This is a genomic window from Micromonospora sp. NPDC049257, assembly GCF_040678915.1.
Lineage (GTDB): Bacteria > Actinomycetota > Actinomycetes > Mycobacteriales > Micromonosporaceae > Micromonospora > Micromonospora antibiotica.
Genome location: NZ_JBFAQU010000020.1, coordinates 48,863 through 67,232, shown reverse-complemented (window position 1 = coordinate 67,232; position 18,370 = coordinate 48,863). Strand labels below are relative to the sequence as shown.

The window sequence follows — 18,370 nt, the reverse complement described above, 5'->3', positions numbered from 1 at the left end:
CCCACGCCGGCCGGATACGCGGTGCTGGTCAGTGGATGCGGCGGCCCCGGGCGTCGGGCACCCCGGACTTGCGGAAGAAGTACGTGTTGACCTGGTCCCGCCACTCGGTCGCACAGCGCAACTGCTCGTCGAGACGCTCGACGACCCGGTCGTACACCGCCTGGTCGATCACCCCGGCGAGCCGGGTCCACCGGTCCCGCATCGCCACCACCTCCGCCACCCCGGAGAAGTGCGTGTCGTAGATGTGCTGGATGACGGTGACGCCGCTGTGCAGGACGTGCGAGTAGGGCACGTGGTGGAAGAACAGCAGCAGCTCGTCCGGGCACCGCTCCAGCGACTCGTACACCTGGGACCAGGGCGGCGGGTACTGCCCGGCGAAACCGGTGCCGGTCGCGCAGGTCCGGTCCACGCCGACGCCGTCGCGGTCGGCGAAGTGGTAGGTGCCCCACCGGCTGTACTCGTAGCCGTCCACCCCCGGCCCGTAGTGACCGGCCGGATTGACCATGAAGCCGACCCCCAACGGGGCGGTGTAGCGCTCGTAGGTGCGCCAGGAGTCGTCGAGCACCGCGTGCAGCGTCTCACGGACCAACGCCGGGTCACCCACCGTCGACGCCGGGAAGGTCAGGTCGATCCACTCGTCGAGGATCACGTCGGCCGCCAGGCCCGGATCCCAGGCCAGCCGCCCGAAGGCGTACAGGTTGGCCTGGGCGAGCGGGTGCCCGCACCAGAACGGGTCGTCACCGACGTTGGCGACGGCGACCAGGTCACCACCCCGGTGCGGCCCGGGACCGGGCACGTCCGCCAGCACGTCGGTGACGCTGCGCTCCGCCGGCCCCCACGGCCGGAAGGCCAGCACCTCGTGCCACCAGGGGGCGAGGTAGCACGCGTGCCACTGCTGGCCGGTGTACTCCTGGGTCACCTGCAACTCCACCGCCACCCGGGTGGCCGGCATCGCCGCGATCACCGGCGACACCGGCTCCCGGGGCTGGAAGTCGACCGGGCCGAACTTCACCTGGAGGACGACGTTGTCGGCGAACCGCCCGTCCAGTGGGGCGAAGTGGTCGTACGCGGCGCGGGCCCGGTCGGTCGTCCGGTCCCGCCAGTCCTGCCGGTGGTCGTAGACGAACGCCCGCCAGTGCACCACTGCCCCGTGCGGGGCGAGCGCGGCGGCCAGCAGGTTCGCCCCGTCGGCGTGGTCGCGCCCGTAGCTGAACGGGCCGGGCTGCCCCTCCGAGTCGGCCTTCACCACGTACCCGCCGAAGTCGGGGATGCGCGCGTAGACCCGGCGGGTGGTGCTCTCCCACCAGTCCCGCACGCCGTCGTCGAGGGGGTCGGCGGTGGGCAGGCCACCGAGGACCACGGGAGCGGCGAAGGTCACCGACAGGTGCACCCGGATGCCGTACGGGCGCAGCAGGTCGGCGAGGTCGACCACGTCGTCGAGCCGGTCGGTCAACAGCCGCGCCTCGGTCAGGCCCACGTTGACGTTGTTGACCGAGATCGCGTTGACGCCCATGGCGGCGAGCAGCCGGCCGTACGCCCGCAGCCGGTCCCGGTCGCCGCGCGGGCCGCCGTCGCGCCAGAAGATCGAGCCGCCGGCGTAGCCGCGCTCCACCTGCCCCATCACCGGGTGCACGGCCACGTTGTCCCAGTGGTCGAGCATCCGGCGGCGCAGCGCGGGTCGGTGCGCCCGCGCCGGATGGTCCCCGGTGTGGGCGGCCTCGCCGAGCCGGACCAGGTGGAACAGCCCGTACAGCAGCCCGGCCGGGGCGTCGGCCAGCACCACCGTCACGTCGTCGACCCGGGTCAGCAGGAACCCCTCGTCGCCGAGCGGCCCGTCGGGGGCCGGGACCGCCGTGACGGCGGCCGGCACCGCCGACGGCAGCGGTCCCGGGTCACGCAGGGCGAGCACCAGGTCGACGGGGTCGACCGCCGACGCGCCGTCGGTGCCGGTGCCGGTGCCGGTGCGGTCCACCCGTCCGCCGTGTGCGGCGCAGGCCTGCGCCACCTCGGCGAAGACCGTGTCGACCAGCAGACCGTCGCCGTGCACCAGCACCCGGCGTACGCCGAGGGGCCGCCACGCCTCCGGCGGCAGCCAGGCGGGATGCGGCCGGGGTTCCCCGGCGCCGCTCACTCCGGCCGGGACGGTGACGGGCCTGGTCATCCGGTGAAGTCCTTCCGCACGATGTCGGTCATCGCCGTGGCGACCCGCAGGTACGCCACGACGAACAGCACGGCCAGCAACGCCAGCAGCGCCTCGGAGAAGAGCACGGTGAGCGCCGCGGCGGCGGCCAGCAACAGCAGGTTGCCGACGGTGACGCCCGGGGTGCGGATCAGGAAGTGCACCGCCAGCCGCAGCACGTCGCGGGTGCGGAAGGTGAACAGCGAGGCGATCACCAGGGCGTTGCCGCCGATCAGCACGAGCAGCACGCCGAGCCCGACCAGCGGCACCGCCCAGCCGGCCGGGACGCCCGCGGCGGACAGGTGGGTGAGGTTGACCCCGAGGACGGTCAGCCACAGCAGCAGCGGCACCCAGAGCCGCAGCACCTGCGGCAGGTTGGCCCGGTAGCCCTGCCAGAACCGGGCCGCGGGATGCAGGTCGGTCAGGTCGGGGCGTTGGTGGTGCAGGGCGTACAGGGCGGCGGAGACCGCCGGGCCGACGGGGAGCAGGCAGACCGCGACCAGCGGCAGGTTGCTGGCGTCCCGGCCGAGCAGGAGCAGCGGGACCAGTCCGGGCAGGGTGACCAGTGCCAGCAGCAGCCCGACGACGAGCACCGTGTAGATCGACGCGGCGGCCCGCGACAGTGGACCGTCGCCGAACTCCCGCCAGGGCTGCGCGCTCACGACCGCTCGTCCCGGTTCGTCGGCGGGGTGCGCTCGGTGGGGCCGCCGAGCAGCCGGGCCTCGTCCCACCACGGCGGGGTCTCGTCGCGCACCGCCGCCAACTCGACCAGGGTGACCTCGTGCCGGGCCAGGGTGAGGTCGAGGTCGACCCGGCCGGCGGTGACCGGCAGGGCCCGGTGGGAGCGGGCCGGCTCGGCGGCCTCCCGCAGGCTGTCCAACTGCCCTGGGCGGGGAGACCGGGGACGGCCCATCTCGCTCCAGGCGGTCCAGGCGTTACCGGCCTCCTCGCTGACCGACGAGCGGAGCAGGAACACCGACGAGGCACCGGGCGGGCCCACCGGCACCGACAGGGCCAGCGGGTGCCGGTCGGGCACCGGCGTGTGGCCCGTCACGTCCACCGGCGCCCAGGCCAGCACGGCGACCCGGCCGTCGGCATGCCGGGTGACCAGGTGGTCCGCACCGCGCGCCAGCACCTCGTCGCCGAGGCGGGCCATGAAGGCGTACAGGTGGTAGGTGGGTTTCTTGATCTGCCGGTGGGTGAGCAGGCCGAACCCGCCGTGGAACAGCGCGGTCGGCACCCCCGTCTCCTCGAACATGTCGCTGAACGTCCAGTACGAGAAGGAGTCGACCAGGTCACCGCCGGCCGCCAGCACCGGGGCGAGGTACGCGGCGTGGAAGGCCGTGTCGTGGATCGGGTTGTCCGGCCGGTAGGAGGAGTTGAACTCGGTGATGTGCACCGGCAGCTCCGCCAGGGCGGTGCCGTACAGATGCCGCCGGGGCGCGGCGAACTGCTCCAGCAGCGACGACGCCGGGGCCAGCGTCTGGTGGGTGCCGAAGGGTACGTGCTGGGCGGGACCGGAGGTGTAGGCGTGCCGGCTGACGAAGTCGACAGGCACGCCGCGTGCGGCGACGAAGTCGGCGAAGGGTTCCAGCCAGTCGTCCGCGCCGGGTGAGATGGCCGGGCCGCCGACCTGCAACCCGGCGTCGACCTCCTTGACCGCGTGCGCGGTGACCTCGTAGAGGCGGTGGTAGGCGTCCCGGTCCGCACCCTGCCAGAAGTCGGGCAGGTTGGGCTCGTTCCACACCTCGATCGGCCAGCCCCGCACCTCGTCGAGGCCGTACCGGTCGACCAGGTGGGCCACCGTGGCGCGGACCAGGTCGGCCCACTCCGACCAGCAGCGGGGTGGGGTGACGTTGCCCTGCCACCAGAACACCGTCTGCTCGCCGGAGGCCAGCGCCTCGGGCATGAAGCCCAACTCCACGAAGGGTCGGACGCCCAGCCCGAGGTAGGCGTCGACGACCTGGTCGACGTACGTGAAGGAGTGGTGCACCCGCCGTTCGCCGCCGTGCTGGTAGGGACGGTGGACACCGACGCCGTCGCTGAGCAGGCCGTGCCCGCGGATGTGCCGGAAGCCGATGTCCTGCTGGATCAGGGCCAGCGAGTCCTGGTAGTCGCGGCGCAGGGCCAGCTCGAAGCGCCCGGTGCCGACACAGTGCCGCCAGGCGTCGGTGAGCCGCCCCACGGGCTGGGCGGGAACGGTGATCCGCATCGTGGTCGTCCTCCGGTGGTCGCCGCGTCGGTGACCGGTCCGGCCGGGCCCGTGGCAGGGCCCGGCCGGACCGGGTCGGACCGGGTCGGTCAGCCGTTGTCCTTCTCGAACCGCTCGTGCGCCTTGTTGACCAGGCCGATGTACTGGTCGGCGTTCTTGGCCTTCAGCTCACCGACGTAGGCGTCCCACTCGGTGAGGGGACGCTGGCCGAGGATGAACTTCAGCGTGTTCTGCACGACGTGGTCCTTCAGCGGGGTCTCCCACAGCGACGCCTGCTCCCGCTCCTCGTCGGTGAGCGGGGCCGGCGGGTCCACCGGCAGCGGCGTCCGGGCGTTCATCACCTTCTGGAACTCCATCTCCTCCGGCGAGAAGAACGACTGCACCAGGTCGAGCTTGCCGCCGTAGGAGAACACCCCGTTGCCGAAGCCGAAGTCCTTCTGCAGGTGCTTGCTGCCCTTGGGGTTGAGCCCGATCATGTCGACGTCGGGGTTCAGGGTGTACTTGCCAGCGGCGTCCCTGGTGAAGGTGGTGCCCTCGACGCCCCACTTGGCGAACTCCTCGCCGGCCTCGGAGTAGTACAGCCAGTCGATGAACTGCATCATCGCCACGAAGTTCTTGCTGTCCCGGGCCTTCTTGGAGATCATGATGCCGTTCTCCAGCCGGCTGGCCGGGTTGATCTCGCCGGCCGGGCCGACCAGCAGCGGGATCTTCGTCAGCTTGGCGTTCGGCAGGGTCTTGGCCAGGTCGGGGCGGTAGTCGTTGACCAGGGTCTGGGCGTTGCTGCCGATGACGAAGGACTTGCCGTTGGCGAGCTTCTGCCTGGCCTGCTCATCGGTCTGGGTGAAGCTCTCCGGGTCGAGCAGCTTCTCGGCGACCAGCTTGTTGAGGTAGACGATCACCTGCTTGTACTGCTCGGTGGCGCCGGTGTAGACGAACTTCTTCGCCGCCGGGTCCCAGGTGGCGGGGTTCCAGCTCCAGCCGGTCCGGATGCCGTGCGCGGCGCCGACGATGCTCAGCAGCTCACCGCCCGGGTTCGGCTTGCTCCACCGGTCCGAGTACGGGTACGAGTCGGGATAGCGCGCCTTCATCGCCTTGAGCACGGTGTACAGCTCGTCCCAGGTCTTGGGGATCTGGAGGTTGAGCTGCTGGAGGATGTCGGTACGCACCGCGATCGAGTACTCCGCCCACGGCTTCTCGTGCAGGCCGGGCAGCAGGTAGAACTTGCCGTCGGACTGTCGCAGCGTGTCGAACTCCGGTTGGAGGTTCCACTTGGCGATCTTGTCCTTGAGGTTGGGCATCAGGTCCAGGTAGTCGCTCACCGGCAGGATCGCGCCGGAGGAGACGAAGGCGTTCTCCTGCGGGTGATAGGTCTTCGGCATGATCAGTGGGGCGTCGCCGGCACCGATCAGCAGGCTGCGCTTCTGCTCGTAGTCGCTCAGCGGCACGGCAACCGGGGCGAGCTTGACGTTGGTCCGCTTGGTCAGCTCCGACCAGAACAACCAGTCGTCCTTGAGCGGATAGTTCGGATGGTTGTTGTAGAGGATGGAGAAGGACAGCGGTTCGGTGGCCTTGAACTGCTTGTCGATCCCGTAGTCGGCCATCGCGCCGGCCCGGTTGCCGTCGAGGTTCTTGGCCTCCGGGGCGTCGTCGGAGCAGGCCCCGACGAGGGTGAGGGTGAGCAGCCCGGCAGTGGCTATCGCCACGCGGCGCCACGTCCTGTGGAACATGGCTCGTCCTTTCGATCGGGTGGTGTGGGGGTGCGGTGGAGTGGAACGGTCGGGCTACCCCTTGACCGCGCCGAGCATCACGCCGGACACGAAGAACCGTTGGATGAAGGGGTAGACCGCGAGGATCGGCAGGGTGGTGAGCACGATGGTCACGGCCTGGATGGTGGCCGCCGCCTGCACCGCGTCGGACTCGGCGACACCGCCTGCCGACTGCGCCCCGGTCGCCCCGGCGATGAGGTTGCGCAGGTAGACCGTGACCGGGAGCAGGTCCTGCTGGTCCAGGTAGAGGAACGCGGTGAACCAGGAGTTCCAGAAGGACACCGCGTAGAACAGCAGCATCGTGGCGATGATCGCCTTGGACAGCGGCAACACGATCCGCAGCAGGGTGCCGTACGTACTGAGCCCGTCGACGGCGGCGGCCTCCTCCAACTCGACCGGCAGGCTCTCGAAGAACGCCTTCATCACCAGCAGGTTGAACACGTTGATCGCGTTGGGCAGCACCACCGCCCAGATGCTGTTCTTCATCCCCAGGCTGGTGATGAGCACATAGTTGGGGATCAGCCCGCCGGAGAAGAACATGGTGAACACGGCGATCCCGACGAGCACCCCACGCCCTCGGAGCTGGTGCTTGGACAACACGTACGCGTAGCAGGTGGTCAGCACGATCGAGATGGCGGTGGCCACGACGGTGTAGACCACGGTGTTGCGGTAGTTGGTCCAGAACATCGGGTCGGACATCACCAACCGGTAGGCGGTGAGGTTGAAGCCCTGCGGGACGAGGTTGACCCGGCCCGCGATGATCGGCGCCTCGTCGCTGAGCGACCGGGCCACGATGTTGACGAACGGGTAGAGCGTCACGATCACCACGAGGGTCAGCACGACCCCGTTGACCGCCTGGAACACCCGGTAACCCCGGGTGGGCCGGATGCCCCGCGACCGGCGGGCCCGCGCGGGTGGTGTCGTCTTCGGGCCGGCCGTGCCGGGGGCCACGGTCACCACAGGCTCGTCCCGACCGTACGCCGGGAGATGGTGTTCGCCCCGAGGACCAGGATCAGCCCGATCACCGCCTCGAACAGGCCGATGGCGGCGGCGTAGCTGAAGTTGCTCGACTCGAAGCCCAACCGGAACAGGTACGTGGAGATCACGTCGGCGGTCGGGTACGTCAACGGGTTGTACAGCAGCAGGATCTTCTCGAACCCGACGGCCATGAAGGTGCCGATGTTGAGGATCAGCAGGGTCACCATCGTCGGCCGGATCCCGGGCAGCGTGACGTGCCAGGTCTGCCGCCACCGGTTGGCCCCGTCGATGCGGGCCGCCTCGTAGAGGTTCTCGTCGATGGTGGTGAGTGCCGCCAGGTAGAGGATCGTCCCCCAGCCGACGGTCTGCCAGACCTCCGAGGAGACGTAGATGGCCCGGAACCAGCCCGGCTGCTGCAGGAACGGCACGCCCTCCCCGCCGAGACCCCGGACCAGCTGGTTGACCGAGCCGTCCATCGACAGCAACTGCATCACCATCGCCGCGACGATCACGATGGACAGGAAGTGCGGCAGGTAGGACACCGACTGGACGAACCGCTTGAGCCGGCGGGCCCGGACCTCGTTGAGCAGCAGCGCCAGCACGATCGGCAGTGGGAAGCAGAACAGCAGGGTCAGCGTGCCCAGGACCAGGGTGTTGGTGAACACCTGCCAGAAGGTGGGGTCGGCGAGGAACAGCCGGAAGTACCGCAGGCCCACCCAGTATTCGCCGAAGACGCTGCCGCCGGGGCTGAACCGGCGGAACGCGATCACGTTGCCGATCATCGGCAGGTAGCGGAACACCAGGAAGAACAGCAGCGGCACGACGGCCAGCGAGTAGAGCTGCCAGTCCCGACGCAGGGACCGCCGCCAGGAGCGTCGGCGACGGCGTCGCGGGGCCGGGTTCGCCGCTGCCTGTCCCGGGGCCGCCGGGGGCGGCCGTAACGTCTCGGATGTCATCCTCGGCCTCCTATCCGGCGTGCGGGCCGGTCGCGACGGGCTCGACCCGTACCGACGTGAGCAGGTGCCGCTGGACGCCGACCTGACGTTCGTCGCCGGTCAGGCGCAGCGGCAGGGCCGCTGCGGTGTCGCCGCTGGAGCGGCCGAACCGCAGCTCGACGTCGCCGGGTTCGACGATGCGCCGGCCGTCGCGCCCGGTGAACGAGGTGAGGTCGGCCGGCACGGTGAAGCTGACGTGCGCCGCCGCGCCGGGGTCCAGCGGCACCCGGGCGAAGCCGACCAGCCGGACCACGGGCCGGGTGGTCTGCGCCACCGGGTCGTGCAGGTAGAGCTGGACCACCTCGGTGCCGGCCCGGTGCCCGGTGTTGCGCACGGTGATCCGTACCGTCGTCTCGCCGTCGACCGGCCAGGCCGGCGGCCCGTCGGCCGGCCCGACGCCCGGCACCACCGGGTCGGTCCACGCGAAGGTGGTGTAGCTCAACCCGTGGCCGAACGGGTACGCCGGGGTGGGGTCGATCGAGGAGACCTCGGAGCGTCGGCCCAGCGGCGGCGTCAGGTAGGTGCCCGGCAGGCCACCCGCGTCGCGGGGGACGCTGACCGGCAGCCGCCCGGACGGGTTCACCGCGCCGGTGAGCACCTCGGCGAGCGCCTGCCCGCCGCGCTGGCCGAGGAAGAACGCCTGGACGACGGCGGCGGCCCGGTCGTGGTCGGGGCCGAGCGCGTAGGGCCGGCCGGTCATCAGCACCAGGACCACCGGCGTGCCGGTGTCGAGCACGGCCCGGACCAGGTCGGCCTGGACGCCGGGCAGCCGCAGGTCGTCGGCGTCGCAGCCCTCGCCGGAGGTGCCCCGGCCGAACATGCCGGCGCGGTCGCCGACGGCGAGCACGCACACGTCGGCCGCCGCCGCCGCGGCGACCGCCGCCGGGATGCCGGAGGTGTCCCCGTCGGTGATGGCGCAGCCCGGCTCGTGCACGAGGCCGGGAACCAACCGGGTGAGTTCGTCGCGCAGCGAGGGGATCTCCAGGCCCAACCCGTGCTCCGGGTGCCGGACGCCGACGTGGTTGGGGAAGGAGTAGCAGCCGAGCAGGGCCATCGGGTCGTCGGCGACCGGGCCGACCAGGGCGACCCGCCGGTCGGGGGCGAGCGGCAGCACGCCGTCGTTGCGCAGCAGCACCACCGACTCGCGGGCCAGCCGGACGGCGACGTCCCGGCTGGTCTCGTCGTCGAGGCGTAGGTTTTCCACGTCCTCGGGCAGTTCCTGCCAGTCCGCGTCGAGCAGCCCCAGCTCGATCTTCTGGATCAGCACCCGGCGCAGCGCGCGGTCGATCAGCGCCTCGTCGACCTCGCCGGCCCGCACCGCCGCCACCAGCGGTTCGCCGAAGGCGTCCACGGTGGGCAGTTCCACGTCGATGCCGGCGCGCAGGGCGAGTCGGGCGGCGTCGGCGGCGTCGGCGGCCACCCCGTGCAGGGTCTCCAGGAACCGCACCGCGAAGTAGTCGGCGACGAGGGTGCCGGTGAACCCCCACTCGTCACGCAGCAGCCGGGTGAGCAGCCCTTCGTCGGCGGCGACGGGCAGGCCGTCGATCTCGGCGTACGAGTGCATCACCGAGCGGGCCCCACCGAGGCGCAGCGCCATCTCGAACGGCGGCAGGATGACGTCGGCCAGCTCCCGGTGGCCCATCGACACCGGGGCGAGGTTCCGGCCGCCCCGGGAGGCGGAGTAGCCGGCGAAGTGCTTGAGGGTGGCGACGACACCGGCCCGTTCCAGGCCCCGCACGTACGCCGCACCGGTCGTCCCGACCAGGTAGGGATCCTCGCCGATGGTCTCCTCGGTGCGTCCCCACCGGTAGTCCCGGGTGACGTCGAGTACCGGGGCGAGTCCCTGGTGGACGCCGGCGGCCCGCATCGACCGGCCGATCCGACCGGCCATCTCCTCGACCAGCGCGGGGTCGAAGGACGCGCCCCAGCCCAGCGGGGTCGGATAGACCGTGGCCCGCCAGGCGGCGAACCCGGTGAGGCACTCCTCGTGCACCTGGGCCGGGATGCCGAACCGGCTCGCCGCGGCGATCTGCGCCTGGGAGGCGGCCAGCGAGCGGGCGCCCACGACGGGGTCGACCGGCGCGGTGCCGAACGGTCGGGTCAGTTGCCCGAGCCCGTACCGGATGATGTCACTCCACGGCGGGGCCCCGTCGATCATGTCGGCCTGGTGCGGGGCGACCCCCTCGCCGGAGGCCTCCGCGCCGACCCAGACCCCGACGAGCTGGGCGATCTTCTCCTCCAGCGACATGACCGGGACCAGCGCGTCGGCCCGTTGCGCGGGTGAGCGTCGCGGATCCCGCCACGGCTGGGTGTCCTGGGGCGTCGGGCCGTCGTCGACGGGCACCTGACTTCTCATGCCACACCTCTCACCATCGACCGCTCCCCCGCCCGCGCCGAACTGACCGACGCGGTGTGCCGGCGGAGGGTTCGAAAATTTCGTAAACAGCGCGTTACCTTTTTCGGGCAACTTAGGAGGCATCCCGGAGACTGTCAAGGGTCTCAAATGCGACATCCGGGAGCGCTCTTCCCGCAAAGGGCATTCACCCCCGTCAAAATCTTCCATCGACGCCGATCCCGCTTTCGCAGCCGACGTGCTAGAGTCCTCCGAAACTTTCGGAAGTGCCTGGTGAGGCTTCGATGACCGCGTCCCGCCCGCCCACCCCACAGTCCTCGGCCACCATCGCCACCATCGCCGAGGAGGTCGGCGTCTCCGTGGCGACCGTCTCGAAGGTGCTCAACGGGCGTGCGGACGTCGCCGCAGAGACCCGGGCGCGGGTCGAGGAGAGCCTGGAGCGCCACCGGTACCGCCGTCGCATCCGCCGGCAGTCGCCCGGCATCGACCAGATCGACCTCGTCTTCCACGAGTTCAACTCCGGCTGGGCGATGGAGATCATGAGCGGGGTGGAGGCGGTGGCCAGCGCCGCCGGGCTCGGCATCGCCATCTCCCAGCTCGACGGGGAGCACCGGCCCGCGCCCCGCCGGCTGGACGCCCTGATCGCCCGCCGGCCGCTGGGCCTGCTCTTCGTGCTCTGCCACCCGACCCCGTCCCAACAACTCCTGCTGGCCGAGCACCGCATCCCGTTCGTGGTGGTCGACACCGACAGCGCGACCTCGGCGTCGGTGCCGACCGTCGGGTCGAACAACTGGAACGGCGGCCTGTTGGCCACCCGGCACCTGATGGAGTTGGGACACCGGCGGATCGCCGTCATCTCCGGCCCCCGGGACGTGCTGTGCAGCCAGGCCCGCGCCGCCGGCTTCCGCTCCGCGCACGACCAGTTGGGGCTGGCCGTGGACGTCGACCTGGTGCGCTACGGCAGCTTCTACGTCGACGGCGGGCACGCCCACGGGTTGGAGCTGCTGGCCGGGCCCGACCGGCCCACCGCGATCTTCGCCGGCTCCGACCTGCAGGCCATCGGCGTGCTCCGGGCCGCCCGCCAGCTCGGCCTGCGGGTGCCCGACGACCTCTCGGTGATCGGGTACGACGACCTGCCGGTGGCCGGTTGGACCGACCCGCCGCTGACCACCGTGCACCAACCGCTGCGGGACATGGCCGGCACCGCCACCCAGATGCTGCTGGAGCTGGCCCGGGGTGGCTCCGTCGCGACCAGCCGGATCGACCTGGTGACCGAGCTGGTCGTCCGGGAGAGCACCGCACCACCCGCCACCACCCGCCCCTGACCACCCGAGGAACCCATGTCTGCCACCGAAGACCTGCGGCGGTACACGCCGGCTGTCGTCGAGCCCGCCGACTTCGACGCGTTCTGGCGTACCACGCTCGCCGAGGCGACCGTCCGGCCGGTGCTCGTCGACGTCCGCCCACACCGGACCGACCTGCGCCTGGTCGACACCTGGGACGTCACCTTCGCCGGTTTCGCCGGTGACCCGGTGCGGGCCTGGTACACCCGCCCGGCCGGAATCGACGCCGCGCTGCCCGCCGTGGTCGAGTACGCCGGTTACGGGCGCGGCCGGGGCCTGCCGCACGAGCGGCTGACCTGGCCGGTGGCCGGGTACGCGCACCTGCTGATGGACAACCGGGGCCAGTCCGGGCTGCACGGCGCGGGCGACACCCCGGACCCGCACGGGGCGTCCGGTGGCCCGTGGCCCGCCACCTGGGGCATCCTCGACCCGTACGACTACCACTACCGTCGGCTGATCACCGACGCGGTCCGGGCGGTCGATGCCCTGCGCGCGCTGCCCGGGGTGGACCCGGCCCGGGTCGCCGCCGTCGGCAACAGCCAGGGCGGCGGGCTGGCCCTGGCGGTCGCCGGCCTGCGCGACGACCTCGCGGCGCTGCTGACCACCGCGCCGTTCCTCTGCGACGTCCAGCGCGGGATCGAACTGACCGACGCCGCCCCGTACGGCGAGATCGCCAGGTACCTGGCGGTGCACCGGCAGGTCGAGGAGGCTGTCCGGCACACGCTGTCCTACGTCGACGGGGTGACCTTCGCCCGACGGGCCACCGCGCCCGCGCACTTCGGCATCGGCCTGCGCGACAACGTCTGCCCACCGAGCACCGGCTTCGCCGCCTACAACCAGTACGGCGCGGCGAACGGTCGGGAGGGGACACCGGCGCGGCAGCTGCACACCTACCCGTTCAACGGCCACGAGGGTGGCGAGGCGTGGCAGGTCGAACGGCAACTGCGCTGGCTCGACGCGCTGCTGGTGGGGGGCACGGAGCACGCGGCGCGGTGACCGGCGGTCGGCCCGCCCGAGCCCGGTCGCCGCGTCCCGCCCCCGGCACCCGGAGGGTGGTTCGTCCGGTCGGCAGCCCACCCGGGCATCGTCACTCACCGATGTTGCTGATGTTAGCGATAACACGATATGGTGCATCCCGGCGGGAGCGCAGGGCACGCTCCGGCTGCGGGTCACCGGTTCGTCCACGTCGCGACCGGCGGCCAGCGGCACCTCACGGCGTCCACGACCAGTGACGAGTCCGGGATCCTGGCCGTTGCGCGCGGCGCACCGTCCGCCCATCACCCCATGCAGATCCGCCGGGAAGCGGTGGTCGGTCCGCCCCGCGAGCCGGCGTCCGGGTGGTGCCGACGCACTCCTTCGTCCACCAGCCGGACGAGACGGCGACCCCCGGGACGGTCGCCGTGCTGCACCGTCCGCACCGCCACCCCAGGGAGTTTTCATGAGCGGCACGAGCTGCCCGAACGCCGGGCCACCCCCGTCCGACCGATCCCACCTCGTCGACGCCGCCCCCGCCGGCCGACGCCTGCCCACCATGCGTCGGGGCCTGCGCCTGCTCGGCCTGGCCACCGCGGCCCTGGTGGCCGCGGTCGCCACCGGGTCCGTGGTGACCGCACCCGCCGCCGCCGAGTCCAACGGCGGGGTACGGGTGATGCCCCTCGGCGACTCGATCACCGACGGGTTCAACGTCCCCGGCGGCTACCGCATCGAGCTGTGGCAGCGGCTGGTCGCCGACGGCTACCGGGTCGACTTCGTCGGGTCGATGTTCAACGGTCCGTCCAACCTGGGCGACCACGACCACGAGGGCCACTCCGGCTGGACCATCGCCCAGATCGACGCCAACGTGGTGAACTGGCTGCGTAACACCACCCCGCGCACGGTGCTGCTGCACATCGGCACCAACGACATGTACAACGCCTCCGGCGCCCCGGCCCGGCTCTCCACCCTGATCGACAAGATCACCAACACCGCGCCGAACGCGGACGTCTTCGTCGCCACCATCATCCCGCGCAACGGCACCGAGTCGGCGGTGCGCACCTTCAACGCGGCGATCCCCGGGATCGTGCAGAGCAAGGTCACCGCCGGCAAGCGGGTGCACCTGGTGGACATGTTCAGCGCGGTGGGCACGGCCGACCTGGCCGACGGCATCCACCCCAACGCCACCGGCTACCGCAAGATGGCCACCACCTGGTACAACGCCCTGCGCGCCGTGCCCGGCAGCCTCGGCGGTAACACGCCGACCACCCCGCCGCCGACCACGCCCCCGCCGACCACTCCGCCGCCCACCACGCCCCCGCCGACGACGCCCCCGCCCACCACGCCCCCGCCGTCGGCAGGTTGCCGGGTCGGGTACACGGTCAACGCCTGGAACTCCGGTCTCACCGCCTCCATCAGCGTCACCAACACCAGCAGTACGGCGGTCAACGGCTGGGCGCTGGAGTTCACCCTGCCCGGTGGGCAGACCATCACCAGCGGCTGGAACGCCACCTACACGCCCACTAGCGGGGCGGTGACCGCCCGCAACGTGTCCTACAACGGCACCATCGCGCCGAACACCTCGGTCGACGTCGGCTTCCAGGCCACCCACACCGGCAGCACGGCCCGACCGTCCTCGTTCACGCTCAACGGCACCGCCTGCACGGTCGCCTGACCGCCGTCCGGCACCGGGGTGACCGCACCCCGGTGCCGGACTGCTCCCGACCCTCCGACTCCCACCACCCCAGTAGGAGTACCGCATGCCATTGAACAGAAAGTTGCCGGCCCGGCTGGCTCTGGCCATCGGCCTGATCGCCGCCGGGACAGCCGTCGCCCTACCAGCCGAGGCCGCCGCGGCCGGCTGCACGGTCGACTACACCGTCTCGTCCGAGTGGGGTGGTGGCTTCGGCGCGAACGTGGCCATCACCAACCTGGGTGACCCGATCAACGGCTGGACCCTGACCTGGTCGTACGCGGCCGGGCAGCAGGTCACCCAGGCGTGGAACGCCACCGTCACGCAGTCGGGGGCGGAGGTGACCGCCCGCAACGTCAGCTACAACGGCACCATCGCCACCGGTGCCAACGTGTCGTTCGGGTTCAACGGCTCGTGGAACGGCAGCAACCCGAAGCCGACGAGCTTCACCCTCAACGGCACCGTGTGCAACGGCGGCCCGAACCCCACCACCCCGCCGCCGACCACACCCCCGCCGACCACCCCGCCGCCGACCACACCCCCGCCCACCACGCCACCACCGACCACCCCGCCGCCGACCACGCCGCCCCCCACCACCCCGCCGCCGGGGCAGTGGCCGCCCTCGTCGACCTTCGCCAACCCGGTGCTCTGGCAGGACTTCGCGGACATCGACATCCTGCGGGTGGACGACACCTACTACTACTCCGCGTCGACCATGCACTACTCCCCCGGCGCTCCGGTGCTGCGCTCCTACGACCTGGTCAACTGGGAGTTCGCCGGGCACTCGGTGCCCAAGCTGGACTTCGGCCAGAAGTACGACATGACCGCCGGGCGCGGATACGTCCGGGGCATCTGGGCGTCGTTCCTGGGCTACCGCAAGAGCAACAAGACGTTCTACTGGGGCGGCTGCATCGACTTCAACAAGACCTACATCTACACCGCGCCGTCGGCCGAGGGACCCTGGACCAGGCACACCACCCTCGACCAGTGCTACTACGACGCCGGCCTGCTGGTCGACGACAACGACACCATGTACGTGGCGTACGGCAACACGAACATCAGTGTCGCCCAGCTCTCCGCCGACGGGAAGACCCAGGTCCGCTCGCAGCAGGTGTTCACCACCCCGTCGAACGTGGGCACCCTGGAGGGGGCCCGGTTCTACAAGCGCAACGGCAGCTACTACATCTTCCTCACCCGACCGGCCAACGGGCAGTACATCCTCAAGGCGTCCAGCCCGTTCGGGCCGTACACCATGCAACAGGTGCTGCTGAACCTGCCCGGACCCATCGCCGGCGGTGGCGTGCCGCACCAGGGTGGCATGGTGCAGACGCAGAACGGTGACTGGTACTACATGGGGTTCGTGGACGCCTACCCCGGCGGCCGGGTGCCCGTGCTCGCCCCGGTCACCTGGAACGCCAGCGGCTGGCCCGTCCTCCAGCTGGTCAACAACACCTGGGGTGCCTCCTACCCGTACCCGAACGTGCCCCGACCACCACGCCAGGTCAAACCCATGATCGGGACCGACACGTTCGCCGGCACCACCCTCGGCCCGCAGTACGAGTGGAACCACAACCCGGACAACACCAAGTGGTCGGTCAACGACGGCCTGCGGTTGCAGACCGCCACGGTGACCAACGACCTCTACAACGCCCGCAACACGCTGACCCACCGGATCCAGGGTCCCCGGTCCACCGCGACCATCGAACTCGACTACTCCACCATGCGCGACGGTGACCGCAGCGGCCTGGCGATGCTGCGCGACCAGTCGGCCTGGATCGGCGTACGCCGGGACAACGGCGCGACCCGGGTGGCCGTGGTCAACAACCTGACCATGGACAGCAACTGGAACACCACCAACACCGGCACCGAGGTCGCCGGGGCCGGTATCTCCGGCGGTAAGATCTGGCTGCGGGTCAACGCCGACATCAGTCCCGGCTCGGGTCGGCAGGCCCGCTTCTCGTACAGCACCGACGGGGTGAACTTCACCTCGCTCGGTCCCGCCTTCACCCTCAACAACGCCTGGCAGTTCTTCATGGGCTACCGGTTCGCCATGTTCAACTACGCCACCAGTTCCCTCGGTGGCGCGGTGACCGTCCGGAAGTTCGACCTGGCCAAGTCGTAGGACCCGTCCCTCCTCGCCGGCCGACCACCCCCGTGGTCGGCCGGCGAGGCGCATCCCCCACCTCCGACAGGAGCACCCCCATGTCCGCCTCACACCACCCCCGCTCGGCCGTCCCGCCGTACCCGCACCCGCCCGCCACCGCACCCCGCACCGACCTGCCGCCCGCCCGCCACCCCGGCCGGGCCCGGGCGGCGGCGCTGATCGTGCTGACCCTGCTGGCCACCCTGCTGACCGCCGCCGCCCCGGCCGGGGCGGCCCCCGCCGTCCGGGTCACCAACCCGCTGGTCGCGCAGCGCGCCGACCCGCACATCGTGCGGCACACCGACGGCTACTACTACATGACCGCCACCGCCCCCGAGTACGACCGGATCGTGCTGCGCCGGGCCACCACCCTCCAAGGCCTGTCCACCGCACCGGAGACCGTCATCTGGCGGCGGCACACCAGCGGGATCATGGGCGCGCACATCTGGGCCCCGGAGATCCACTTCATCGACGGCCGGTGGTACGTCTACTTCGCCGCCGGCGCCACCGACAACGTCTGGGCGATCCGGATGTACGTCCTGGAGGGCACCGGGGCGAACCCGCTGACCGCCAGTTGGGCGGAGAAGGGGCAGATCCGTACCCCCTGGGAGACCTTCGCCCTGGACGCGTCGACGTTCGTCACCAACGGTGTGCGCTACCTGATCTGGGCGCAGGCCGAACCGGGCATCGCCACCAACTCCAACCTCTACATCGCCCGGATGGCGAACCCGTGGACGCTCAGCGGCACCCCCACCCGGATCGCCGTGCCGACCCTGGAGTGGGAGATGCGCGGCGGGGTGAAGGTCAACGAGGGGCCGACCGTGCTGCAACGCAACGGCCGGATCTTCCTCACCTACTCGGCCAGCGCCACCGACGCCAACTACTGCCTCGGGCTGCTGACCGCGTCGGCCGGCAGTGACCTGCTCCGGGCGTCGTCCTGGGTGAAGTCGCCGCAACCGGTCTTCACCAGCAACGCCGCGACCGGCCAGTGGGGGCCGGGGCACAACTCGTTCACCGTCTCCGAGGACGGGCAGAGCGACATCCTCGTCTACCACGACCGCAACTACCGGGACATCAGCGGTGACCCGCTGCGCGACCCCAACCGGCGCACCCGCGTCCAGAAGGTCTACTGGAACGCCGACGGCACCCCGAACTTCGGCATCCCGGTGCCCGACGGGGTCACCCCGGTCCGGCTGCGGTCGGACAACCAGCCCGACCGGTTCGTCCGCCACTGGGAGTACCGGGCCCGGTTGGAGGCGAACGTGACCAACCTCGCCGACTCGCAGTTCCGCCTGGTGCCCGGCCTGGCCGGCGGCAACACGGTCTCCCTGGAGTCCACCAACTTCCCCGGCTACCACCTGCGGCACCGCAACTGGGAGGTGTGGGTCGAGCGGGACGACGCGTCGTCGACGTACCGCGCCGACGCCAGCTTCGTGCAGCGGCCCGGCCTGTCCAACGCCGCCGGGGTGTCGTTCGAGGCGGTCAACTACCCCGGCCAGTACCTGCGGCACAGCAACGGCCTGCTCTATCTGCGGACCGTCACCGACGCCACCGGCAACGCCGACGCCACGTTCGTGCTGGAGTGACCGCCGCCCGCCGGGCCGCCCTGACACAGGGGTGGCCCGGCGGGTGTCGTCCGAGGTGGCCGGCCTGCCGGGCCGGTGGGCCGTCGGGCCGGGCGGACGGGGCCGTCCGGATGGGCAACCCGCCACGTCGGGGTGACCGTTCGGGGACGG

General features: G+C 71.4%; 12 protein-coding genes. 5 read left to right on the top strand and 7 right to left on the bottom strand.

From position 1 onward, the window contains the following. Positions 1-28: 28 nt before the first annotated feature. The 7 genes from AB0K25_RS24260 to AB0K25_RS24230 form a co-directional block, all read right to left on the bottom strand. Positions 29-2,161 carry an alpha-glucuronidase gene (locus AB0K25_RS24260; protein WP_363822866.1) on the bottom strand — a complete coding sequence of 711 codons (2,133 nt, stop codon included), beginning with the start codon at positions 2,159-2,161 and terminating at the stop codon, positions 29-31. Next, the gene (locus tag AB0K25_RS24255) at positions 2,158-2,841 is read right to left on the bottom strand and encodes a DUF624 domain-containing protein (RefSeq protein ID WP_208566703.1); all 684 of its coding nucleotides are present in this window, start codon (positions 2,839-2,841) and stop codon (positions 2,158-2,160) included. Before AB0K25_RS24255 ends, AB0K25_RS24260 begins: the two co-directional genes overlap by 4 nt. Continuing rightward, on the bottom strand, positions 2,838-4,391 hold the full coding sequence (locus AB0K25_RS24250; RefSeq protein WP_363822863.1) for a xylan 1,4-beta-xylosidase: 1,554 nt from the start codon (positions 4,389-4,391) through the stop codon (positions 2,838-2,840). Before AB0K25_RS24250 ends, AB0K25_RS24255 begins: the two co-directional genes overlap by 4 nt. Positions 4,392-4,480: 89 nt before the next feature. Beyond that, complete coding sequence (locus tag AB0K25_RS24245) at positions 4,481-6,094, bottom strand: extracellular solute-binding protein (protein ID WP_308290792.1); 1,614 nt, start codon at positions 6,092-6,094, stop codon at positions 4,481-4,483. Between the two features lie 78 nt (positions 6,095-6,172). After that, the gene (locus tag AB0K25_RS24240; RefSeq protein ID WP_308290793.1) at positions 6,173-7,114 is read right to left on the bottom strand and encodes a carbohydrate ABC transporter permease; all 942 of its coding nucleotides are present in this window, start codon (positions 7,112-7,114) and stop codon (positions 6,173-6,175) included. Next, positions 7,111-8,091, bottom strand: coding sequence for an ABC transporter permease subunit (locus tag AB0K25_RS24235; protein ID WP_363822859.1), 981 nt, complete (start codon positions 8,089-8,091; stop codon positions 7,111-7,113). Before AB0K25_RS24235 ends, AB0K25_RS24240 begins: the two co-directional genes overlap by 4 nt. Before the next feature lie 10 nt (positions 8,092-8,101). Beyond that, the gene (locus AB0K25_RS24230; RefSeq protein ID WP_363822856.1) at positions 8,102-10,486 is read right to left on the bottom strand and encodes a glycoside hydrolase family 3 N-terminal domain-containing protein; all 2,385 of its coding nucleotides are present in this window, start codon (positions 10,484-10,486) and stop codon (positions 8,102-8,104) included. Between the two features lie 281 nt (positions 10,487-10,767). Here AB0K25_RS24230 and AB0K25_RS24225 point away from each other — a divergent pair, with 281 nt between their 5' ends. The 5 genes from AB0K25_RS24225 (at position 10,768) to AB0K25_RS24205 (ending at position 18,220) form a co-directional block, all read left to right on the top strand. Beyond that, positions 10,768-11,808: a LacI family DNA-binding transcriptional regulator gene (locus AB0K25_RS24225; RefSeq protein WP_219462803.1), complete on the top strand. Its 1,041-nt coding sequence runs from the start codon at positions 10,768-10,770 to the stop codon at positions 11,806-11,808. 15 nt (positions 11,809-11,823) lie between these two features. Further along, the gene (locus tag AB0K25_RS24220; RefSeq protein ID WP_219462805.1) at positions 11,824-12,822 is read left to right on the top strand and encodes an acetylxylan esterase; all 999 of its coding nucleotides are present in this window, start codon (positions 11,824-11,826) and stop codon (positions 12,820-12,822) included. Positions 12,823-13,264: 442 nt separating this feature from the next. Then, positions 13,265-14,473: a cellulose binding domain-containing protein gene (locus AB0K25_RS24215; protein ID WP_357534335.1), complete on the top strand. Its 1,209-nt coding sequence runs from the start codon at positions 13,265-13,267 to the stop codon at positions 14,471-14,473. A gap of 85 nt (positions 14,474-14,558) precedes the next feature. After that, positions 14,559-16,613: a family 43 glycosylhydrolase gene (locus AB0K25_RS24210; RefSeq protein WP_363822851.1), complete on the top strand. Its 2,055-nt coding sequence runs from the start codon at positions 14,559-14,561 to the stop codon at positions 16,611-16,613. Between the two features lie 80 nt (positions 16,614-16,693). Then, the gene (locus AB0K25_RS24205; RefSeq protein WP_363822848.1) at positions 16,694-18,220 is read left to right on the top strand and encodes a family 43 glycosylhydrolase; all 1,527 of its coding nucleotides are present in this window, start codon (positions 16,694-16,696) and stop codon (positions 18,218-18,220) included. Positions 18,221-18,370 lie beyond the last annotated feature (150 nt).